Raw genomic sequence first — 20,921 nt, 5'->3', positions numbered from 1 at the left:
CGCACGGTAAACCTTACAATTCCGTAATCTTCCAAGCTGTTAAAAAGCAATGTGACGGATTTTTTATGGGAAGATTGCTGAAACTTGTGCAGATATCTCGCATACACATATGTAAAGGCTGTAAGAGCCTGTTGGCAACCGGAGAAAACGGCTTGCACGTGAATGCGTGACCGCAGGCGGACATATACATGAGAGTACATTGTCGTTGGGAAGAGAGAGGGCTTAAGAGGGAGGAGTGTCGAACATGGACATTTTAAAACGGATCGCTGAGCACCGGGCCCGCGAAGAAAACCTGATGTGGAGAGGAACATTCGCCGAATATTTGCAACTAGTACGTAAAAATCCGCAAATAGCCCAGACGGCGCACTCACGCGTCTACAACATGATTAAAAGCGCGGGTGTTGAAGAGAACGAGGACGGCTCACGTTCGTATCAATTTTTTAGTCGAGAAATCTTCGGATTGGATCGTTCTGTTGAGCGCCTAGTGGAGGAATATTTCCACTCGGCTGCACGGCGTCTGGATGTTCGCAAACGCATCTTGCTCTTGATGGGGCCTGTCAGTGGCGGTAAGTCTACGCTCGTAACGATGCTCAAGCGAGGACTGGAAGAGTATTCTCGTACGGAAGCCGGAGCGATCTTTGCACTTGATGGTTGCCCCATGCACGAAGAACCTCTTCATCTTATCCCGCACGAGCTGCGTCCAGAGGTAGAAGAAGAGCTGGGAATCAAGATTGAAGGAGAATTGACGCCCTATAACCGGATGCGGTTGGAGAACGAATTCGGAGGGTGCATCGAAGATTTCCCTGTTCACCGGATTTTATTTTCCGAAGCCAATCGTGTCGGGATCGGTACATTTAGCCCTTCCGATCCGAAGTCTCAGGATATTGCCGATTTGACGGGGAGCATCGACTTTTCGACGATTACGAAGTACGGCTCTGAGTCCGACCCGCGTGCGTATCGTTTTGATGGGGAGCTGAACAAAGCCAATCGCGGATTGATGGAATTCCAGGAAATGCTGAAATGCGACGAGAAATTTTTGTGGCATCTCCTGTCGCTGACACAGGAAGGAAACTTCAAGGCAGGTCGTTTTGCCCTCATTTCTGCAGATGAGCTGATTGTTGCGCATACGAATGAATCGGAGTACAAGGCATTTATTGCGAATAAGAAAAATGAGGCACTGCAATCTCGGATTATCGTCATGCCGATGCCGTATAATCTGCGTGTCAGTGACGAAGAAAAAATATACGCGAAATTAATCAAGCAATCCGACTTGGGGCATGTGCATATTGCACCGCATGCGCTCCGGTCAGCAGCAGTCTTTTCCATTATGACCCGCCTGAAAGAATCGAAAAAACAAGGGGCCGACTTGCTGAAAAAAATGCGGCTGTATGACGGTGAATCGGTGGAAGGCTTCAAGGGAGCCGATCTGGAAGAGCTGCGAAACGAGCATGCCGATGAAGGAATGTCCGGTATTGATCCTCGTTATGTCATCAACCGTATCTCCAGTGCACTGATCCGCCGCGACACAGAGTGCATCAATGCGCTTGATATTCTTCGGGCACTAAAAGAAGGCTTTGACCAGCATCCTTCCATTACCAAGGAGCAGCGGGAGAGGTATATGAACTTCATCTCTATCGCGCGCAAGGAATACGACGAGCTGGCGAAAAAAGAAGTGCAGAAGGCGTTTGTCTACAGCTACGAAGAGTCGGCAAAAACGCTCATGGATAACTATTTGGACAATGTGGAAGCTTATTGCAACATGAACAAAATCCGTGACCCCGTTACAGGTGAGGAGATGGATCCAGATGAGCGCCTGATGCGTTCTATCGAGGAACAAATCGGCATCTCGGAAAATGCCAAGCGGGCCTTCCGTGAAGAAATTCTCATCCGTATCTCGGCCTATGCGCGTAAAGGGAAGCGTTTTGACTACAGCACGCATGATCGTCTGCGGGAAGCTATCGAGAAGAAGCTGTTTGCCGATCTGAAGGATGTCGTCAAGATTACGACCTCGAACAAAACACCGGATGAGCATCAGCTCAAGAAGATTAATGAGGTCACCAAGCGTCTTATCGAAGAGCATCAATATTGCCCAGTTTGCGCAAATGAGCTGCTGCGCTATGTGGGTAGCCTGTTGAACAGATGACAGAACTTTGGCGACATGAGGAGCACGTCATATTCGGCGCAGATTGCGCCAGTTGCTAGGAGGAGACGGCATGAAAGATGAATCATCGTTCATTGTCTCCCGGGAAGACTGGTCGCTGCACCGCAAAGGGTACCAGGACCAAAATCGACACCAGGAAAAAGTGAAAGAAGCGATCAAAAAAAACCTGCCCGATCTCGTCAGCGAAGAAAACATCATCATGTCGAATGGTCGGGAAGTTATTAAGATCCCTATTCGCTCCCTGGATGAATACCGATTGCGTTTTAACTTCCAAAAGGGAAAACATGGCGGTCAAGGTAAAGGAAACAGTAAAGTAGGCGATGTCGTAGCCCGTGACGGTGATCCGGCCCAAGGGCCAGGAAAGGGGCAGGGAGCGGGTGATCAGCCAGGTGTAGACTACTACGAGGCTGAAATCAGCGTAGAAGAATTGCAGGAGATGCTTTTCGCCGAGCTGGAGCTGCCGAACCTTCAACAAAAAGACGAGGAACAAATCGTCGTGGAAGAGACTCGGTTCAATGATGTCAGGAAAAAAGGCTTGATGGGCAACATTGATAAAAAACGTACGCTGATCGCGGCCATCCGCCGAAATGCGCTGGCAGGCTACAGTGATATGGAGCTGGGGATCACCGAAGATGACCTGCGCTTCAAGACGTGGGAAGAGATCATCAAGCCACATTCCAATGCTGTCATTATTGCGATGATGGATACGTCGGGAAGTATGGGCGTGTTTGAAAAGTATATCGCCCGCAGCTTTTTCTTCTGGATGGTACGTTTTCTGCGCACCAAGTACGAAAAAGTCGAGATCGTCTTCATTGCTCATCATACGGATGCGAAGGAAGTAACGGAGGACACCTTTTTCTCGAAAGGGGAAAGCGGGGGGACGATCTGCTCCTCTGCCTACAAAAAGGCGTTGGAGATCATCGATAGCCGCTACCCAACATCGCAGTACAACATTTACCCGTTCCATTTTTCCGATGGCGACAACCTCACGTCTGACAATGAGCGTTGCGTAAAGCTGGTAAAAGAGCTCATGGAGAGATGCAACATGTTCGGCTATGGCGAAGTGAATCAGTATAATCGCCATTCAACCCTTATGTCAGCATATCGCCACATCAAAGAGCCGAAATTCATGCATTGTGTCATTCGGGAAAAGGGCGAGGTATACAAGGCGTTGCGTACTTTCTTTGGCAAGAAGGAAGCTGTGAAGTAATCATAGAGGCAACCGGGCGAGAAATCGTCCGGTTGACTTATATTTGTTTGCATGAGCTACATAAACAAAATGTGAGGGGTGTTACTATGTATCCACAAAAGCATCGGATGCGCAACACGGGAGCCTTCACTTTCTTGGCATACTTTACATTGGGCGCAGGTGTACTGCTATTTTCCATCGGTTTATACAATGCAACAGGTCTTCAGCTGCACGAAAAGGGGTATTATATCGCATGTATGCTTCTGGTAGCAGTTGGATCGATTTTGACGCAAAAAGTAGTGAGAGATAATGCAGAGGATCGAGCGATTATCGAGGAACAGGAAAGAGAATTTAATTTGAAGGTATCGAAAGCGGAGAAAGAAACGCCGAATTAGCCTGTTTACATATGGGGGCCGGTTAATGTAGTTGGCCCTGTAGAAACTTCGGAGTCTTGTATTACCGTTAGTGTATCGCAGAGCAGTATCTCTCTTTGAATGACTGTCTGTAGCATATTTTGAACACTCGTATTCAGTAGGAATAAATTACTGAGAGATACAGGCTGAGTAAGTCCTGGCATCGTTCCGAGTGCATACTGAATCTTTTCTGCTTTCGCATTGACGATATGACTGAGCCCCAATTCTTCCAAAGCGATCGAGGCTAAAAGTAATATAATGGCATTCTCACGAGTAAGGCTGATTGGATGTTCGCCCAAAACCGTCAGGGTCATGCCCTGACGGTTTTTCGAATGAGCTCTATAAACTCGGCTGTTTTCTCGATGTGTGGAGCATGCCCCACATTTTCCATAACAATCTCCTTATAGGAACCACCAGCGCGCTGATATTGTTCGAGCACGTCACGTATTTGGGAGACCATTGGCTGCGGGGGATAATCGTCTTCCCCCGGCCATCCGGGGACATAGTCAAGCTTGCCCAGCGTACCGAAATCAGCAAGCGACTGATCCGAGATAATGGCATCATCCGCACCACGAATCCATAAAATCGGACACTTGGGCTCAATCTGGACAATACCGGACAAATTTACGTATTTGGGAGAAATCGCATTCGTAATCCCCGTCGTCCCAGGAGCAACACCGGGCCAATCGTTTACATATTCAAAAGCACCGGGGTAAAAGCCCTCTCCTGTTCTCGTAGAGAGTATTGCGCTCACATAACGGTCTTCCTGCTCTCGGTCAACTTGGAACGGGGGCTTGAAATAAAGCTGATTCATGACATTGCGAGGACTGGAGGGAGAGTCATTACTTATATCTTTGGCTGCTATCCTTTTGACCAGCTCGGAGTTGACGGCTCCTCCACCCGAGCCTGAGAAGCTGCTGTAGCACGGGGTGCCCGCTATATCCTTGGTTCCGCCAAAGCCGTAAGGGGACATCGGCGCGACCAGAATCAAAGAACGGACTTCCTGCGGGTGATCGATGGCAAACTGCATTACGATCCCTCCACCCAAAGACCAGCCGGCAAGATGGACAGGTGTTGGTAAGTCCAATGCCCGAATAAACGAATGAAGGTCATCCGACCAGTCTCGCAAACCGCGTGTCGCATCGATGGGCAATGCTTCACTTGCTCCATAGCCACGCATATCAGGTGCATACACACGGTATTGGTCACACAGAGCCGCAATCGTATCGTCCCAGAACAAGTTGGCTGATGCATTGCCGTGAATGAGGAGCAGCGGTTCTCCTTCGGGTACGCCTGCTGTCAGGTAGGAAACAAGCTGGCGATCGGTCTGAATGGTTTTCGTTTCGATACGTGCATCCATCATGACGTGCCTCCTTCCAATGTCCAAAATAAACTATCAGAATATTTCTATTATACGGGGGCTTAGTTACAAAATGAGAAAAGAAAACAACCGCCCGTGAAAGGCGGTTGCAGGAATGCTACATATGGAGACCACGCATCTGTTGTTCGATTTTCTCAAAGCCGCCAGAAACCTTAACGACTTCGTCTTTTTGTTCAGAAACGAGAACAAGCACTTCTTCCAGGCTCTCTTTGTTCTTGTCAGTAATATCTGCGTTGACTTCTACTTTTGCGCCGACTTCCTGAATCATGCTGTGCACATGGATGATGAACTCTTGCAGGTTTTTCGTTTTATCCGCAAAGTTTTGCATGTAGTTGTCTACATTGGTGAACATTTCTTGTACTTCGAGGATGCCCTCGCTATTTTTCTCAAAAGAAGTCTGTGACTCGGAAATCATATCCGATACGAGCTTCATTTTTTCGCGAATGGTCATGAGCAGGCTCGAGATCGACTCTGAGGATAGCTTGGAGGATTCAGCCAGCTTGCGTACTTCATCTGCTACGACAGCAAATCCTCGGCCGTGTTCGCCTGCGCGAGACGCTTCAATCGTGGCATTGAGTGCCAACAGATTGGTTTGTGCAGAAATCTCGGAAATGGTTTGAATGATTTTCCCAATTGATTCGGTTTCTTTATTGAGCTCTTGAATCAGCTGGTTCGTACCTTGGATGTCCGTGATGAATCGTTCAAAGTCATTGCCGATGTTGCCAATGCGTTTGCCGCTCTCGCTAGTGGCTTCTTTGGTCGATTCTACGTACTCATGCATCTCTGTAACAGAGCGAGTCATATCCTCAACTTGCAGATTCGTCGAGCTCATTTCCCGACGCAGCTCGTCCGTATTGCTGGTCTGGACCGTAAAGGACTCCATAATGTCTTGCAGGGAAGCGACGGTTTCGACTGCCCGAACATTCACACCGTCCGTCACCTGGTTCAAATTCTCTTGATAGTCTTGCATAGAGGTGAGTGATTCATTGATCTGATCCAGAACACGTTGCAACGATTCCTTCGAGGCAATCGCTTCTTGCTTTTGTTGCTCACTTTCCTCTTGCAGCTTGTTATTGAATACAGCATGCATCATGCTCGTGACAGAGACGAAGCAGAAGGTAAGCAGGAAGTACATCAGATCAATATTGTTAGTCGAATGGAAAATCGTTTCTCTCTGTGTCAGGAAGTAGTAAGAGACAATACCCAATGTCGATACAATCGTCAAAATATTGATGAGTCGGTCTTGATAAATCCCCATGACTGCTACAAAGAACATAATGGTCATGATATTGATCATATGCGGGTCCAGTCCAACTACGATGAACATGAAGATCCCGATTACGGCGAGGTTGAAAAACTTCATGAAGGGCGCTGCTTTTTCACGGAAACTCGGGCGATTGGAGATGTAAGTAAAAGGTGCCAGCACGCCATACAAAATACCCAGTATCGTGAAAACGAATGTGTACGATACGCCTAGAAAGAGGTTTAAGACCTGAACAATCGTAATAATACTTGCGAATACGATTACGACCCAATTGTTTCTTCTTCTCAATAAATCAATGTTATCGATGTTATCCATGTTACCCACCTACCTCGACTTTTACTTGGTTGGATGACGACGAATTGTACCAGGAATATTTCGGATCGTGCTTATTGTCATAGACATCTTTTAGATGGAAGAGGGTCGGAATGGCATCGGCCCCTTTGTAAAAGACGATATCTTTGGTCTGAGTCGCTTTTACTTGATACTTCTTGTTAATGAACGAAAAAAAAGTCGGATCTGCTACCCCAATTGCGTGGGTATAACCATTCTTTTCAGCGTAATCTATCATCAAGCAAATTCCCTTTTGCCCTAGTTGTCCGCGGTATTTCGGCAAAACAGCGAGACTGTCTACCTCCATTACTTTCATATCTTCTGTAACAACATCCTGAAAAAGTGATTTCATATAAGCACTTGATTTGGAAAAGGGCGTCATTTCAAATGTTCCACCTGCTTCACCATCTTCGGCAATTAAGAGGAACTGAGCCGAGCCTTCTTTCGCGTACTCCATCTCGAAGCCCATGCTTGTCCATACTGTTTCTTTGATTTCATGAAATTTTGCTAACTCTTGTACGGTTTCTACTTGTTTGTACATAACTCGTCCACTCCATCATTTTCTCTGATTGAACCATGTTGTGTATGTTTGACGTCTCAAAAGTTATGTTTTTCCATCCGTTACGAAAATGAAAGTGCTTTCATCCTCCTTTCAAAAATGTAAACACAAAAAAAGGCCGTTCCATCGAAATGGAACAACCGAAGCTACCAACATCGAAAAAATAGTCTCAAGATGATGGCAACCCGGCTATCATGGTCAAAGACTGTAGACCCGTGGTTTTGCGTCGCCACCTTTCGATGACTTTGCCTTTTGCATTCTTTAGCAAAATTTGTAAAAACGTGTCGAATTTTGCTAGAGATAATCATGCAAAATATAAGCCAAAAGATATAACTTTGTCAAGTTTTGGTAGGGAAAAGAAACTAATTGTTCATAAAGCATAGACGTACAAAAAACCAGTTATGGTATCAACTGGTTCTTCGTTATATAGGCGTTAGGTTAGGGTACGCAGAATGTCTAAAACTTCGGTTGGCTCCATTCGCTTTTTGTAATCTGGATCTAAGCATGCTAACCGGATTACGCCCTGGTTGTCGAGGATATAAGTAGCAGGAATGGGGAGCGTCCAAAAATCGTCACTATTAAAATGCTTGAGATCAATATCCAATGATCGGTAGGTATCCTGTAAATAATCAGGCAGTCTGAATCTGAGTTTATATTTTTCTGCTATCTGGTTGTTGGTATCGCATAACACGGGAAAGCTCAGTCCGGTTTTCTCTTGCATAGTAAGAGAGTGTGCAGGAGATTGTGGACTAATGGCAAACAATTGGGCACCCAGAGAGGTTATCTTATCGATCTGTTTTTGGTATGCTTGCAGCTCCAAATTGCAGTAGGGGCACCATGATCCACGGAAAAACGTGAGGACGATGGGACCTTTTACGATTTCTTCCGACAAGGTAATGGTCTTGCCAGTGTGATCGTTCAATGTGAAATCAGGCGCAAACGAACCAATCGGCAAGCCCTTTGCGTGTCCAGAGGTCCTTAGCTCCTCGATTGATCTTGTAAATGAATCTGTTACTTCACGAGTGAGGAAGTCTGCTATTTGAATGGTTGTATAATCTAGCTCTTCGCGCAGGCTCTGGAAATGTGGTTTATCCATATGTCGTTCCCCTCTTTTTCGAAAGAATAGTAGAAGCTATAGCTTTACGATATCTTTCTTTTGGAGGGAAAGATGTAAACTGGATTACATCTTCTTTAAAATGTTGTCCCGATGAATGGAAATGGTTTTAAAGCCTGTTTGAATCAGTTCTTCTCTTGCTAAAGCACGTAATGCTACCGTCACAGCTTCCCTGGATGCCCCGACAAAATGGGCGAGCTCTTGATGGGAAAGAGGTAACTCAATTTGTTGAAACGCAGAACTGTTAGGATTGCCAAATTGGTCGGCAAGCCTTACTAACGTGGAAATAATGCGATCTTGTAAAGGGAGAAGGGCAAGATTTTCGGCTGCTTGGCTGATCGAAACCATTCTATCGCTAATGAGCTTCATGATCTTCATCATCAGTTGCGGATGTTCGATTATGTAGCTCTCAAATTTTGCTTTGCTCATTTTACAAATGAGGCAGTCTTCAATGGTTTCTATATACATCTCCCGTGTACCTAACGAGAGCAGATCCACTTCTCCAAACACATTGCCTTCCCCGAGGATATCAAATGTAAACTGCCGACCATCCCGATTTACTTTATATAAACGTACTTTCCCCTGTTTGATGAAGTAGAATCCCTCCGAAAAAGTTTCTGGTGTTTGAATGCACGTATTTTTGGGGAAAGGGGTTAAGGAGGTTAATTGATCGATTAAGCGCAAACTTTCCTTGGATAATGAATTCAACAAATAAAATTGGGATAAATATGAGATTCGGTTCATCATTTCTGTTCGGTTTGGGTCTTCAGAATGGTTCTTTTCGCTTTGGTAACAATTCTTTTCGTTTCCTTTGTATCAGAGATTCTTAGCCACTCGTCACAAAGCTGTATCACCCAGTCTGGTTGTGATTTACTCGCATCGTTCAACCAATTCCCTACAGAATCTTGAACATATTTAGATGCATCTGACTTCACTGGCATGAGCAAAGGTAGGCAGAGAGCAGGATCATTTTTCAATGCGTCAATATGCTTACACCAGACACCTCGTGGGCGTGTGGCTTCTACCGCAAAGCGGCGAATATTTTCGTCGGTATCAAGTACCCATTTGCTCAGGAGTTGAATGGAATGGTTCAGATCATGCACGAGAGAATCTCGAATCGCCATCCATGCGATCTCTCTCACTCCAAAATGATGATCTGCCGCGAATTTTCTTATTTGCCTTAGTTTTTCTTCGAGCGATAAGGTGTTGTCCAAGCCAATGATATAGGCACTCCAACAACGTACACTGTCTGACTTGTGGGTAGCCAACGATAGGAAAACGGGAGACGTAGCTGTGGGTTCACCCGATTTGTATAAGATCGCAAGTAGTTCTAGTCCAATCAGACGGATAGCTTTCATTCCGCTAGTAGATCCCGTTTCTTCTAATTGATCAACAAGTCGAGCGACATGCGCATCTAATTGAACATGAGGCAGAACGCTTCGTAATAGATGAATATGATCAACAGCCTGCCATTCAGTCAAATTGACGCTTTCTAATTCTCCAGCATGAAGGAGTGCTAATACATTTTCAGGGATGAGTGAGGCTTTAACTGCTCCTTTTCTCGTGTGTACCGAATCCGGCATTTTCAACAAACCCCTTTTCACTGAAGTGATAGACATTCAAAACGGAATAGCTGCAACAAAAGTATACATAAAAATCACCCATAACAAAAATTTTCCAACCATCCGATAACTAGAAGGAATAGGAGGGGATTTTATGAAGGAAGTAAAAGTGATTCAATTTTACTTTTCCGGTGGCGGTGAAACGATTAGCATCGAATCGACGGAACCGGAAGAGATCATTCAAATGGTCGCGAATCAAAGCGACGGAATGCTTCAATATGATGATGTTGTCATCAATGTGAGAAATGTTTCGTATATCAAAGTACGCAATCAGGCGTAAGGATAGGAAAAAGACGTCAAGCTCCAATACGAAAAAGCTCTCCTTTGAATGAGGAGGGCTTTTTCGTGTTGGAGGTAGCGCTGCTGGTTATCCTATTAATAGAAGAAAAAGGAGGGTGGAAAGATGACGTTGGAAGAAGTCATGCAGAAGCTCGAAGCGCTGGGGACAGAGCAGACGAAAAAAACGTTATTACGGCATGGGGGGAAAGAGCCTTTGTTTGGCGTGCGAGTCGGCGATATGAAAAAGCTGGTCAAGGAGGTAAAGCGTGATCAGCAGCTCGTCCAGGCGCTGTACGATACGGGAAACTACGACGCCATGTACTTGGCCGGATTGACGGTTGACCCGAAGAGCATGACAAAAGAGCGGCTGCAGGCTTGGGTCAAGGAAGCGTCTTGGTACGCGCCCGCCGAATATACGGTTGCGAGTGTAGCCGCTGAGAGCCATTTTGCTATGGAGTTGGCGCGGGAATGGATCGAGTCAAAAGAAGAGATGGTAGCCACATGTGGGTGGAATACGTATTCGAACTACTTGTCGATTACTCCCGATGAACGGCTAGATAAAGAAGAAATCAAGCGGCTCCTCATGAGAGTAAAGGAGACGATTCACCAGGAACAGAATCGCGTACGGTACACCATGAATCAATTCGTTATTTCAGTAGGAGCGTATGTACCGGAACTTCATCAGGAAGCGTTGGAAGTGGCCGCAGAAATTGGCAAAGTGCATGTGGACGTCGGACAGACAGCGTGCAAGGTTCCGTTGGCTACGGAGTATATCAAAAAGATAGAGGAACGAGGGAGTGTCGGAAAAAAGAAAAAGACGTGCATCTGCTAGTCGGGCATTTTACTCATTCATTTGGCGTATATTTCTAAGGCGCTTTTGTTTACTAAAGTATCGACTATTCTTTGCTAATGTGCTATCATGATACCTTGTTAACGTATTACCACTTTATCAGAGTAAAATATAGAGTAGAGAAAACGAGGGGGATCATCACGATGAAGAAAATAGCATGGATGTCATTGTTATTGAGTGCGATTGTTTCATTGGTAGTGGGCTGTTCCAGCGCAAAGACTGGCGCTGACGCGAACAAGCTGATTATCGGAATTGATGATAAGTTCGCACCAATGGGATTCCGGGATGAGAAAAATGAGCTAGTCGGTTTTGATATTGATTATGCGCGTGCAGCTGGCGAAAAGATGGGAAAACAAGTCGAGTTTCAACCTATCGATTGGAGTGCAAAAGAGTCTGAACTAAATAGCGGTCGTATTGATTTGATCTGGAATGGATATACGATTACGGATGAGAGAAAAGAGAAGGTTCTCTTTACCAAGCCTTATCTGAAAAACGCGCAAGTAGTGGTTACGATGGCAAATAGCAACTTGACCAAGCTGTCGGACTTGGCTGGTAAAGGAATTGGTTTGCAAAAGCTGTCTTCCGCAGCTGATGCTGTCAATGCAAGTGACATGAAAAATCAGGTCAAATCAATTACAGAGTATCCTGATAATGTACTGGCATTGAGCGATATGAAGATTGGCCGCGTGGAAGCAGTTGTCATTGACCAGATTGTTGCCGATTACTATATGGCAAAAGAACCTGGAACCTTTAAGCTGTTGGAAGAATCACTTGCACCTGAGGAGTATGGAGTGGGCGTCAAAAAAGGGAACGAGGCGTTATTGAACGAACTGCAAAAAGCCTTGGATACCATGAATCAGGATGGAACAGCTGCTAAAATATCGGAAAAATGGTTTGGCGAAAATCGCGTGTTGAAATAAACGAAAGATACGATGGCTTCGCCGAATGATTGGCGAAGCCACGCTTTATTATAAGAATTAGGAGCATACCAGATGAGCTTAGACTATATTATCTCCATTACCGTGCCTATGCTAGAAGGGGCGCAGATGACAGTGTTGCTGTTCTTCATCGCTATTCTGGCATCGATCCCATTGGGATTTCTCATTACCTTAATGGCGAATAGCAGCAACAAAGGTCTGTCTTGGTTCGCGCACACCTATGTGTATGTCATGCGTGGAACGCCTCTATTATTACAGCTATTGTTTTTTGTTTTTGGCCTTCCCCTCTTGCCAGTGATCGGAGAATACTTGGTTATGGATCGATTCGTAGCTGCATGCCTCGGCTTCGTGCTGAACTACGCAGCGTATTTCGCGGAGATTTTCCGTGGAGGACTGCTGTCGATCGACAAAGGACAGTACGAGGCGGCGCAGGTCCTCGGTTTTAGCAAATGGCAGACAACCAACAAGATTATTTTGCCGCAAATGTTTCGAGTGGCTTTGCCTGCTGTCGCAAATGAATCCATTACTCTCGTAAAAGACACAGCGCTGCTCTATGCGGTTGCCGTCCCAGAGTTGCTTCACTTTGCACAAACGGCTGTGAATCGAGATTTTACCATTGTTCCGTTTTTTATTGCGGGAATCATTTATTTGTTGATGACGCTATTGTTGACGTTGTTCTTTAAGTGGCTGGAGAAAAGGTTCAAATTCGAATAAAGGGCTGGCGCAATATGGAAATCATTCAAGTATCGAATCTAAAGAAATCGTTTGGCAATCAGGAAGTTTTGCGAGATGTCTCGTTTTCGGTGAAAAAGAACGAAGTCGTGGCAGTAATCGGGCCTTCTGGCTCCGGCAAAAGCACGATGCTACGCAGCTTGGTCCATCTGGAGCAGGTGAATGGTGGCAGCATTCGTGTGCAGGATGATTATTTGGTGAAGGACGGCGTTTACGCCAGTAACCAGGAAATCAAGCAGATCACATCAAGAATGGGCATGGTCTTTCAGCATTTTAATCTGTTTCCTCATCTCACAGTAAAAGAAAATCTGGAGATCGCACCACGCGTAGTCAAAGGTGAGGCGCACCAGGACATCCACAGAATGAGTGCAGATCTCTTGGAAAAGGTCGGCCTGTCTGATAAGGCAGACGCGTATCCGGCGAAGCTCTCAGGTGGACAAAAGCAGCGTGTGGCGATCGCCAGAGCACTGATGATGAATCCGCAAATCTTGTTGTTTGACGAGCCTACGTCTGCACTCGATCCCGAACTGACGGGTGAGGTGCTGCAAGTCATCAAGCAGCTTGCCCAGGAGCATATGACGATGATGGTTGTGACGCATGAGATGGGATTCGCGCGCGAGGTGGCGAACCAAATTATGTTTATGGACAACGGGGAATTCGTAGAGTCGGGGACACCAGAGCAATTGTTTACAAACGCTAAATTTGAGCGGACCAAATCTTTTTTGCATCGTGCATTAAAATAGTATGATCAACAACAAATGCCCTCAGTGTCGAGAAGACAGATTGAGGGCATTTTGTATAGACAGGCTACATCACCTGATAGTTCAAGTACCGTTGGCTGATGAACGAATGAAAATGATCACTGAACGAGTCAGCATTTAAAAACGCATTGTAAGCGTAAGGAGTGACCCGACAGTAAACGACCTCTCGTCCATCGTGAAAACGGATGTAGAGGTGGCTTGAAGACAGATCGTAGCGAGCAGCTTTGATCAATTTCGATTCCAGTTCTTTGTAGGTAATTCCTTGGGGTTGATTCTGACGTGGCAGAAATTGGCGGACAAAAGATCTCAATGTACGTGCAAACTCCTTTATCTAAAAATCGGCTTATCTATTTCTACGAGTCTTCATTTTACGCAAAAATTTAGATTCGGAATACAAAAATAGCACACCAATTGCAAAATAGGCTAAGAGAACCGTATTGAGAACGATCATCGGAAAGTCGGCAAGCATGTAAGTGCCTCCTGTTAGAGAGAATGAAGTCACGAATGAAAAGTAACCTGCTCCAAAAAAGTGAAAATTTTCTTTTCGCTTCGTTCTATGGGCCTATAATTTGATTGTGTATAGAAAGGAATGATCATCCGAAAGTATGTAGACTCATGAAAAACGTTGTCGAATATAGTCTATATTACCTATTTTATTATTGTCAATAATTACATAGCACCAAAACTTCTTTCCGCAAATTTCCTTGGTTAACTACCTTGTATCACGAGGTATAGTGTGATAATCTCTAGGCATGTCACGGGGAGGAGATGCTTTTGTGAACAAGGAGTTGTTGAAAGGAAGCATCGATCTATTGCTTCTCTCGCTGATCGCACAGAAAGATCAGTACGGCTATGAGTTGGCCAAGAAGATTCGCGATAAAAGCGATGAGCTGTATGAAATCGGTGAAGGCACACTATACCCTGCCCTAAAGCGACTGGAGACGCAAAAGGCAGTGGAGTCTTACTGGGGGGAAGCCAGCGAAGGCGGACGCCGCAAATATTATCGGATTACCAAGACCGGCCAGGGACTTCTTCAAGACAAGATGAAGGATTGGCAGAGCTTGAGCAGACTCATTTTGCTTTGTAATGAGGGAAGTGAGTAAACAAATGAAGCTCGAAGAGTATGCAGAGCAGGTTGTCAGTCGCTTGCCGTGTTCGAAATGGGAAAAGAAGGATGTCAAAGATGAGCTGATGGATCATTTGAACAGCATGAAAAGTGAGCTCGTCGAAGAGGGCTACGAAGAACAGGAAGCCGTTTTACTGACCATTCAACGATTCGGTACAACGAAAGCAATCAGTCAGCAACTGTCTGAGTCCATGCCGCTTATTGATAAGTACATCCGTAAATGGCTCCTGTCCTTGTTTTTCTTGTATGTAGCTATCTCCAGTTATCTCTTGTTGTTGTCACCGGATCGCTTCCGGCGCAGAGCTTTTACCGTGGAATGGAAGCAAAGGATGCTGGAATACGGCGTCCCGCAATATACGCATCTGTTCCAAAATACGAAACCATTTCAAACTTTGGTGGATTACGTTTTTCATTATGACAATTACAGCTTTGGCACTGTGATGTATAACCTGATTGGCAATGTCATGTTGTTTGTTCCGCTCGGGCTGTTGCTGCCGTTGATATTTATGTCCTTTCAAAGCGTGCATCGCGTGTTTTTTCTCACGCTTTCGACCAGTCTCATCATCGAAGCCTTGCAGCTATTGTTTTCGTTAGGCAGCTTTGATGTCGATGATCTGCTGCTGAATGTACTTGGCGGACTGATTGGCTACGGGATGTTTCGAGTAGGGGCGGCGCTGATCCGAAGACGACGGAACAACAGCAATTTCGATGACGATCTGTCAGCCACATCGTCTTAGTAGGACAAGAAGCGTAAAAGCCTTTTGATTGACCGGGGTCGCACAGTTGTGAGGCGGCCTTGGCAAAGGTTTTGGTAATTTTTTTTGTACATGTACATCGTAATACGATATACATAGTAAATCGATTTAGGAGGTTTTTATGAAACGAATAGCGATTTTCATCATGGTAGTTGTTCTCCTGCTCCAAGTCGTCGTTGGTTGTGAGAGTAATAATGCTATGGAGCAGGTACAGACGAAGCAGCATGCAGATTTTACTTTTGATGTGAAACCGGAGACCTTCGAAATGTTCATCGAGAGAGACGGAGTGAAGGAAAGTGCTTCGGAGCCGATGCCTGCGCGCAAGGTAACGAATGTACAGAAAGGTGAAGAAGAGATTGCCTGGAGCTACCCGGACGAGCAGCTGGATGTCTCGATCAAAAAGAAAGAGGATCATTTGCAAATCACCCTGACCTCCACAGGAACAGAGAGCTTTTCCTGGCCGACAGTAAAAGGCTCAAGCTACATGTTGCCTTTGGGCGAGGGAAAATGGATTCCTGCGGATGACAGCAAGTGGCAGTCGTTTTTAAAAGAAGAGAGTCTTAGCTTTGCCGAGTCTTTTTCCATGCGCTTTTTTGCTGTGAACAAGAGTAAGTATGCGCTGATGTACGTCGTGGACAATTTGTTTAACAACACCGTCGATTTTGCCGTTGATCCGACGATTGCGTTTACGTTTTCACACGAGTTCCCCACGATTAATCCGGACAAGACCTACGGGTTCCGCTTGTATGTCACAGACAACGATCCGGTTAGCGTAGCCGGTGTTTACAAGCAATATGTCAAGGAGCAGGGAGAACTGCTGACCCTGGCGGAAAAGGCCAAAGCCAATCCGAATATCGAAAAGCTTTACGGCGCTCCGCATTTTTACTTGTGGAACAAGAGCTTCTTATCGGTCGACGATGTGAAATGGAATGTGCTGAAAACGAAACTGAATGAGAACTTTATCGGGGCACTTGAGAAAATCTTGGCTTCCAATGGTGAGGATGGAAAAGAGAGCATCCAGCAATTCCGCGAGATTCAGAAGCAGGATTACGTCGCGGATTATCAAAAGAATGCGATCCTAGGCGGGTTGAACTATGCTTTACGTTCCCGTGAGCTTTACAATCCGCAGCTATTTCCACATGTCGATGAAGAGGCAAAGAAAGCGTTTGGAACAGGGATCGATTCGTTGACGGAATCACAGCTGTACGACTTGAACAAAAAGCTGCTGAAGAGCGTGCTGCAGGATGTCGTTCCACCTGTGGAACAGTGGGGGAATGCCGACTCTACTGATCTCTTGAAAGAAATGAAAGCGGCAGGGATTGATCAGGCATGGATAGGTTTGCCGGATTGGACGGCTGCCTACATGAAGCCTTCATTTATCCAAAAGGCGAATGAGACAGGCTATTTGATCGCCAGCTACGATTCCTACCATTCCATTCACAAGGAAGAAAATCCAGATTGGAACACGGCTATTTTCAAGGATAAGAGCTTGTATGAGAATGCGACGATCTCGAAGAAAAATGGAGAGAAAAAAGCTGGTTTTCTCCAGCAGGGCAGATTGCTGAATCCGACCCTATCGCTGCCAAGTGTCAAACAGCGCATGGATGAAATCATGAGGGACGATGTCGCTTTTAACTCGTGGTTTATTGATGTAGATGCAGCAGGAGATTTCAACGATGACTATTCGCCACAGCACACGACGACTGAGGCAGAGGATATGAAGGCGAAGCTCGCGCGTATGGACTATATTCGTAATGAAAAGAAATTGGTCATGGGGTCTGAGACTGGTAATGACTTCGCTAGCCGAAGTATCGCCTTTGCCCATGGCATTGAGACGCCTGTCATCAAATGGGCAGATCCTGACATGCGAAAAAACAAGCAAAGCCCGTATTATGTAGGAGGCTACTGGTCCCCGGCGGGAGAGATTCCGGAACGATACGCCAAACAGGTTCCGATCAAGGAAGAGTACCGCCATGTATACATTGATCCTGCGTATTCATTGCCACTGTACAAGCTGGTGTACAATAACGCGGTAATCACGAGCCATCACTGGGAGTGGGGCAGCCTGAAGATCAAAGGTGAAGTCGGCACCCGTATGCTCAAGGAGCTGCTTTACAATGTACCGCCACTCTATCATTTGGATAAAAAGATGTGGGATGAAAACCAACCATTGATCACGAACTATTTGAAGGTGTGGTCTCCCTTCCACAAAAAAGCGGTGCAGCACGAGATGACTGATTATCGTGTGTTATCCGAAGACAGGCTCGTGCAGAAGGCTGTCTTCGGGGATGATCTGCAAGTGATCGCCAACTTCTCTGAGCAAGATTTCACATACGAGGGGCAAGTGGTGAAGGCCAGGTCAGCGCTTATCATCGACGGGAAAAATATCCAGACCTTCCTTGCTCCTGCGCAGTAGGAACGATTTGAAAAAGGCTGTCCGCGAAAATGAAGCGGCAGTCTTTTTTTGTTAAGGAGTGGGTGGGTATTTCTTGCTTTTCAAATCGTATTGGAGCCGATTGATAAAGTTCATCGAAATCCGGGAATAATGACGTTCCCCCGAACGCACCCAGCCGTAATAGATGGGTTGTTGATAAGGAATATCCAAATCAAGCGTGATTGAATCGGAGTCTTGCAAATGAGGTTCATGAACAAAAGAGTAGTCCAGTCCGATGGTTACCGCGAGATTTTGCCGGATTGCCTTGCGGAGCGCTTCTGTGTTGTTCGACGTAAATAAGATGTCGACAGGACCATAAGTAGCGGCAAAATCCTCTACGAACCATTTGACGTAGTCGTCGTTGTACAGGACGAAGGATTGCCTGCGAAGCTCTTCAGGTGTGACGGAATCCTGGTAGGCAAGTGGAGAGTTTTTGACTACACCAACGACCATTTTTCCCTCTAGCAACTGTTCGAACACCAAGCCGAGGCCCTCGCTCTTTTTGAGCAGGTTCTCATGGATAATGACCAGACCAATGTCCAGCTTGTCCTGAAGAATGTCCTCTAATATTTCCTGTGTTCCTTTTTCTGCAATTTCGGTACGGATGTAAGGATAATCTTTTTTAAAGCTCGCGACGGCATCGACCAAAAGATTCATGGGACCGGGAATCGTGGCGAGCCTCAGCTCTCCGCTCAACGTGTTCGTATAGTTTTGTGCTTCCTCCAAGATCTCCTGAATCTTTCCCAAGGCTTCAAACGCTTTTTTGATGATGATGCGCCCTTCGGGGGTTGGTACCGCTCCAAGACGTGAACGTGTAAAAAGAGTAACGCCGAGCTCTGCTTCCAGACTGGAGAGCGACTGGCTGATGGCGGAGAGGGTCACATGCTTGTTCTGAGCGGCTTTGGTCAGGGAGCCTGCTTTCGCTATTTCTACGATATATTCCAGTTGTTCCAGATGCATTTGGTAAGATCACATCCTTTAGTCGTACTTAAGGAAGGGTAAGTATGTTTACATATTTTTAAATATAAAAGAGTCCTATAATGAAAGCAAGGCAAGAGATCAGGTACAAAAGACATCATAAATGGAGGCGTTTACAATGGCGAGACTCGAAGGGAAAGTAGCGATCATTTCGGGTGGCGGAACAGGAATCGGGAAAACAACAGCGATTCGTTTTGCCAAGGAAGGTGCGAAAGTAGTCGTTACCGATATCAATCTGGAAAGTGCCTCTCAGACGGTAGCTGAAATCAAGGAAGCGGGTGGAGAAGCCATCGCGATTGCGCATGATGTAAGCCGTGAAGAGCAATGGCAGCAAGTAGTGGCAACCACCGTAGAACAATACGAGAAAGTAGATATCCTGTTCAACAATGCAGGCATTTATATCATTAAACCGATGGCAGAGATTACCGTAGAGGAATGGAATCGTCTCATGGCGATTAACGTAACAGGTGTCTTTTTGGGAATGAAGCATGTGATGCCACTCATGGCAAAACAACAAGGTGGTTCCGTCATCAATGCCTCTTCCATCGCTGGGCTTTTTGGTGCGCCGGGTCACGTCTTGTACGGAGCGAGCAAGGGAGCGGTTCGTATCATGTCCAAGGATGCAGCGATGGAGTATGCGGCACAAGGTGTGCGCGTGAACTCGATTCACCCTGGCTATATCGATACAAACATGGTGTCCTATGCTTCGGAAACGACAAAGCATTCCAAAGCAGAGTTGGCACAAGCTACTCCAACAGGCCGACTCGGTACTGTCGAGGATGTAGCCAATATGGTGCTGTTCCTCGCTTCTGACGAGTCTTCCCATGTCACAGGGGCGGAATTCGTCATCGATGGCGGAGCGACAGCGAGATAAAACGGTACGAATACCAATTTCGAAAATAGGAGGAGTTATCCATGAGACTGGAAAACAAAGTAGCGATCGTAACAGGTGGAGCAAGTGGAATCGGTGAAACGACCGTCCGTCTCTTCGCAAAAGAAGGGGCGAAAGTAGTGATTGCTGACTTCTCCCCACGTGGCAATGAATTGGCGGAAGAGCTGAATCAAGCAGGCTTTGATGCGTTGTTCGTGAAAACGGACGTAACGAAAGAAGACGATGTGAAAAACATGGTGAGTACCACTGTAGAAAAGTACGGAAAGGTAGACATTTTGTTTGCCAATGCGGGTATCGCGAAAGACGCACCTGGTCATCTGTTGAGCATGGATGATTGGCAAAGAACGATTGATATCAATCTGACCGGCGTGTTCTTGTGTGATAAATACGTCATCGAGCAAATGCTGGCGCAAGGAACTGGCGGCGCGATTGTCAACTGCGGCTCGATCCATAGCCATGCCGGAAAAGCAGGTGTGACAGCATACTCTTCTGCCAAAGGTGGCGTGAAGCTCCTGACCCAGACACTGGGACTTACGTATGCGAAGGAAGGGATTCGCGTAAATGCGGTCTGCCCGGGCTACATTGATACACCACTGATTGCTGGGCGCAATGAAGCCTTGAATGAGCACCTGATCGGATTGCATCCGATGGGACGTTTGGGTAAACCAGAAGAAGTCGCCAAGGCTGTTCTGTTCCTTGCCAGTGACGATGCTTCCTTTGTCACCGGGACAAGCCTGCTGGTCGACGGCGGTTATACCGCGCAATAAAAAGATCTTTCTCCTCGCGTAGAATTGTCTACTCGGGGAGATTTTTTTTTGCAAGACCACATCGGACAAATGCCCTCAACCATCGTCCAAGCGGGCGCAAAACCGTTCGAATATGATGGAAATAAGCGATTACGCAACGGGGAGGGAGGAGTTTTGCCGACTTTTGTGGGGAAGGTGACCATTACCAATAATGTCGGGAATATCAACTTTGGCGATACGGCAAACAACTCTCCGAAAAGCGTAACTAAAGCGTTTTCCGGTTCGGGTGGAAACAATAGCGGCAACGTAGTGAAGGTCATCAATGAAAATAGCCAAACCAATACATGGGTGGGTTCAGGAGCGGCTGGAATGAAGACAGTGAAGACAAAGAAACGGG

23 protein-coding genes and 1 riboswitch are annotated in these 20,921 nt (G+C 46.2%); of the genes, 14 read left to right on the top strand and 9 right to left on the bottom strand.

Translation table 11 applies throughout. The features are described 5' to 3' along the window. Positions 1–244: 244 nt before the first annotated feature. The 3 genes from PMI05_RS22635 (at position 245) to PMI05_RS22625 (ending at position 3,745) form a co-directional block, all read left to right on the top strand. On the top strand, positions 245–2,143 hold the full coding sequence (locus PMI05_RS22635) for a PrkA family serine protein kinase (protein ID WP_007726809.1): 1,899 nt from the start codon (positions 245–247) through the stop codon (positions 2,141–2,143). Between the two features lie 70 nt (positions 2,144–2,213). After that, positions 2,214–3,371, top strand: coding sequence for a sporulation protein YhbH (gene yhbH, locus PMI05_RS22630; RefSeq protein WP_039961230.1), 1,158 nt, complete (start codon positions 2,214–2,216; stop codon positions 3,369–3,371). An 86-nt stretch (positions 3,372–3,457) separates the two neighbouring features. Continuing rightward, complete coding sequence (locus PMI05_RS22625; RefSeq protein ID WP_007726806.1) at positions 3,458–3,745, top strand: YiaA/YiaB family inner membrane protein; 288 nt, start codon at positions 3,458–3,460, stop codon at positions 3,743–3,745. 5 nt (positions 3,746–3,750) lie between these two features. Here the strand turns inward: PMI05_RS22625 and PMI05_RS22620 are convergent, their stop codons facing one another. The 7 genes from PMI05_RS22620 to PMI05_RS22590 all read right to left on the bottom strand — a co-directional run bounded on the left by PMI05_RS22620 (position 3,751) and on the right by PMI05_RS22590 (position 9,994). Beyond that, on the bottom strand, positions 3,751–4,077 hold the full coding sequence (locus PMI05_RS22620; RefSeq protein ID WP_007726804.1) for a hypothetical protein: 327 nt from the start codon (positions 4,075–4,077) through the stop codon (positions 3,751–3,753). Beyond that, the gene (locus PMI05_RS22615; RefSeq protein ID WP_238543343.1) at positions 4,074–5,126 is read right to left on the bottom strand and encodes an alpha/beta hydrolase; all 1,053 of its coding nucleotides are present in this window, start codon (positions 5,124–5,126) and stop codon (positions 4,074–4,076) included. Before PMI05_RS22615 ends, PMI05_RS22620 begins: the two co-directional genes overlap by 4 nt. Before the next feature lie 115 nt (positions 5,127–5,241). Beyond that, positions 5,242–6,732, bottom strand: coding sequence for a methyl-accepting chemotaxis protein (locus PMI05_RS22610; protein WP_039961228.1), 1,491 nt, complete (start codon positions 6,730–6,732; stop codon positions 5,242–5,244). Continuing rightward, entirely contained in the window at positions 6,725–7,279 is a 555-nt protein-coding gene (locus PMI05_RS22605; protein ID WP_007726800.1) for a GNAT family N-acetyltransferase, read from the bottom strand. The genes PMI05_RS22610 and PMI05_RS22605 overlap by 8 nt, the downstream gene beginning before the upstream one ends. Before the next feature lie 194 nt (positions 7,280–7,473). After that, a riboswitch (cyclic di-GMP riboswitch) is annotated at positions 7,474–7,557 on the bottom strand. Positions 7,558–7,730: 173 nt separating this feature from the next. After that, a complete protein-coding gene (locus PMI05_RS22600) occupies positions 7,731–8,393 on the bottom strand; it encodes a peroxiredoxin-like family protein (RefSeq protein WP_007726798.1) in 663 nt (220 codons plus the stop codon). Positions 8,394–8,477: 84 nt separating this feature from the next. Next, positions 8,478–9,155: a Crp/Fnr family transcriptional regulator gene (locus tag PMI05_RS22595; protein WP_007726796.1), complete on the bottom strand. Its 678-nt coding sequence runs from the start codon at positions 9,153–9,155 to the stop codon at positions 8,478–8,480. Next, positions 9,155–9,994: a DNA alkylation repair protein gene (locus PMI05_RS22590; protein WP_007726794.1), complete on the bottom strand. Its 840-nt coding sequence runs from the start codon at positions 9,992–9,994 to the stop codon at positions 9,155–9,157. The genes PMI05_RS22595 and PMI05_RS22590 overlap by 1 nt, the downstream gene beginning before the upstream one ends. Before the next feature lie 133 nt (positions 9,995–10,127). Between PMI05_RS22590 and PMI05_RS22585 the strand changes: the two genes are divergently transcribed. From PMI05_RS22585 to PMI05_RS22565, 5 genes are all read left to right on the top strand, one after another. Beyond that, entirely contained in the window at positions 10,128–10,313 is a 186-nt protein-coding gene (locus PMI05_RS22585; RefSeq protein ID WP_007726782.1) for a hypothetical protein, read from the top strand. Positions 10,314–10,436: 123 nt separating this feature from the next. Next, complete coding sequence (locus tag PMI05_RS22580; protein ID WP_007726780.1) at positions 10,437–11,144, top strand: DNA alkylation repair protein; 708 nt, start codon at positions 10,437–10,439, stop codon at positions 11,142–11,144. Positions 11,145–11,305: 161 nt separating this feature from the next. Continuing rightward, positions 11,306–12,082 carry an amino acid ABC transporter substrate-binding protein gene (locus tag PMI05_RS22575; RefSeq protein ID WP_007726778.1) on the top strand — a complete coding sequence of 259 codons (777 nt, stop codon included), beginning with the start codon at positions 11,306–11,308 and terminating at the stop codon, positions 12,080–12,082. A 72-nt stretch (positions 12,083–12,154) separates the two neighbouring features. Further along, the gene (locus PMI05_RS22570) at positions 12,155–12,814 is read left to right on the top strand and encodes an amino acid ABC transporter permease (protein ID WP_007726776.1); all 660 of its coding nucleotides are present in this window, start codon (positions 12,155–12,157) and stop codon (positions 12,812–12,814) included. A gap of 14 nt (positions 12,815–12,828) precedes the next feature. Next, entirely contained in the window at positions 12,829–13,575 is a 747-nt protein-coding gene (locus PMI05_RS22565) for an amino acid ABC transporter ATP-binding protein (protein ID WP_007726774.1), read from the top strand. A gap of 64 nt (positions 13,576–13,639) precedes the next feature. Here PMI05_RS22565 and PMI05_RS22560 read toward each other — a convergent pair whose 3' ends face one another. Further along, on the bottom strand, positions 13,640–13,903 hold the full coding sequence (locus tag PMI05_RS22560; RefSeq protein WP_007726772.1) for a KTSC domain-containing protein: 264 nt from the start codon (positions 13,901–13,903) through the stop codon (positions 13,640–13,642). Positions 13,904–14,369: 466 nt separating this feature from the next. Between PMI05_RS22560 and PMI05_RS22555 the strand changes: the two genes are divergently transcribed. The 3 genes from PMI05_RS22555 to PMI05_RS22545 all read left to right on the top strand — a co-directional run bounded on the left by PMI05_RS22555 (position 14,370) and on the right by PMI05_RS22545 (position 17,890). Further along, a complete protein-coding gene (locus PMI05_RS22555; protein WP_007726768.1) occupies positions 14,370–14,696 on the top strand; it encodes a PadR family transcriptional regulator in 327 nt (108 codons plus the stop codon). 4 nt (positions 14,697–14,700) lie between these two features. Further along, a complete protein-coding gene (locus PMI05_RS22550) occupies positions 14,701–15,456 on the top strand; it encodes a VanZ family protein (protein ID WP_007726766.1) in 756 nt (251 codons plus the stop codon). 139 nt (positions 15,457–15,595) lie between these two features. Next, positions 15,596–17,890 (top strand): glycoside hydrolase, encoded by a 2,295-nt coding sequence (locus tag PMI05_RS22545; protein ID WP_007726765.1) that lies wholly within the window; start codon positions 15,596–15,598, stop codon positions 17,888–17,890. Positions 17,891–17,941: 51 nt separating this feature from the next. Here the strand turns inward: PMI05_RS22545 and PMI05_RS22540 are convergent, their stop codons facing one another. Next, positions 17,942–18,868 (bottom strand): LysR family transcriptional regulator, encoded by a 927-nt coding sequence (locus PMI05_RS22540; RefSeq protein ID WP_007726762.1) that lies wholly within the window; start codon positions 18,866–18,868, stop codon positions 17,942–17,944. A gap of 136 nt (positions 18,869–19,004) precedes the next feature. On the opposite strand from PMI05_RS22540, the gene PMI05_RS22535 reads away from it, so the two are divergent. The 3 genes from PMI05_RS22535 to PMI05_RS22525 form a co-directional block, all read left to right on the top strand. Beyond that, positions 19,005–19,760 carry an SDR family NAD(P)-dependent oxidoreductase gene (locus PMI05_RS22535; protein ID WP_007726760.1) on the top strand — a complete coding sequence of 252 codons (756 nt, stop codon included), beginning with the start codon at positions 19,005–19,007 and terminating at the stop codon, positions 19,758–19,760. A gap of 41 nt (positions 19,761–19,801) precedes the next feature. Continuing rightward, entirely contained in the window at positions 19,802–20,545 is a 744-nt protein-coding gene (locus PMI05_RS22530) for an SDR family NAD(P)-dependent oxidoreductase (RefSeq protein WP_007726758.1), read from the top strand. A gap of 48 nt (positions 20,546–20,593) precedes the next feature. Beyond that, positions 20,594–20,921 (top strand): spore germination protein (locus tag PMI05_RS22525; protein WP_238543341.1); only part of this gene is annotated, 328 nt, incomplete at its 3' end.

Origin of the sequence: Brevibacillus sp. BC25, from assembly GCF_000282075.1 — a bacterium.
Lineage (GTDB): Bacteria > Bacillota > Bacilli > Brevibacillales > Brevibacillaceae > Brevibacillus.
Note: the sequence above shows the minus strand (reverse complement) of the source record. Positions and strands in the feature narration are given on the sequence as shown.

Bases quoted from the DNA above. Each gene is read 5' to 3' on its own strand.
- PMI05_RS22625 (WP_007726806.1), top strand. From the start codon at position 3,458: ATGTATCCACAAAAGCATCGGATGCGCAACACGGGAGCCTTCACTTTC.
- PMI05_RS22600 (WP_007726798.1), bottom strand. From the start codon at position 8,393: ATGGATAAACCACATTTCCAGAGCCTGCGCGAAGAGCTAGATTATACA.
- PMI05_RS22550 (WP_007726766.1), top strand. From the start codon at position 14,701: ATGAAGCTCGAAGAGTATGCAGAGCAGGTTGTCAGTCGCTTGCCGTGT.
- PMI05_RS22565 (WP_007726774.1), top strand. From the start codon at position 12,829: ATGGAAATCATTCAAGTATCGAATCTAAAGAAATCGTTTGGCAATCAG.
- PMI05_RS22535 (WP_007726760.1), top strand. From the start codon at position 19,005: ATGGCGAGACTCGAAGGGAAAGTAGCGATCATTTCGGGTGGCGGAACA.
- PMI05_RS22605 (WP_007726800.1), bottom strand. From the start codon at position 7,279: ATGTACAAACAAGTAGAAACCGTACAAGAGTTAGCAAAATTTCATGAA.
- PMI05_RS22585 (WP_007726782.1), top strand. From the start codon at position 10,128: ATGAAGGAAGTAAAAGTGATTCAATTTTACTTTTCCGGTGGCGGTGAA.
- PMI05_RS22620 (WP_007726804.1), bottom strand. From the start codon at position 4,077: ATGACCCTGACGGTTTTGGGCGAACATCCAATCAGCCTTACTCGTGAG.
- PMI05_RS22615 (WP_238543343.1), bottom strand. From the start codon at position 5,126: ATGATGGATGCACGTATCGAAACGAAAACCATTCAGACCGATCGCCAG.
- PMI05_RS22570 (WP_007726776.1), top strand. From the start codon at position 12,155: ATGAGCTTAGACTATATTATCTCCATTACCGTGCCTATGCTAGAAGGG.
- PMI05_RS22540 (WP_007726762.1), bottom strand. From the start codon at position 18,868: ATGCATCTGGAACAACTGGAATATATCGTAGAAATAGCGAAAGCAGGC.
- PMI05_RS22530 (WP_007726758.1), top strand. From the start codon at position 19,802: ATGAGACTGGAAAACAAAGTAGCGATCGTAACAGGTGGAGCAAGTGGA.
- PMI05_RS22595 (WP_007726796.1), bottom strand. From the start codon at position 9,155: ATGAACCGAATCTCATATTTATCCCAATTTTATTTGTTGAATTCATTA.
- PMI05_RS22580 (WP_007726780.1), top strand. From the start codon at position 10,437: ATGACGTTGGAAGAAGTCATGCAGAAGCTCGAAGCGCTGGGGACAGAG.
- PMI05_RS22590 (WP_007726794.1), bottom strand. From the start codon at position 9,994: ATGCCGGATTCGGTACACACGAGAAAAGGAGCAGTTAAAGCCTCACTC.
- PMI05_RS22575 (WP_007726778.1), top strand. From the start codon at position 11,306: ATGAAGAAAATAGCATGGATGTCATTGTTATTGAGTGCGATTGTTTCA.
- PMI05_RS22545 (WP_007726765.1), top strand. From the start codon at position 15,596: ATGAAACGAATAGCGATTTTCATCATGGTAGTTGTTCTCCTGCTCCAA.
- yhbH (WP_039961230.1), top strand. From the start codon at position 2,214: ATGAAAGATGAATCATCGTTCATTGTCTCCCGGGAAGACTGGTCGCTG.
- PMI05_RS22635 (WP_007726809.1), top strand. From the start codon at position 245: ATGGACATTTTAAAACGGATCGCTGAGCACCGGGCCCGCGAAGAAAAC.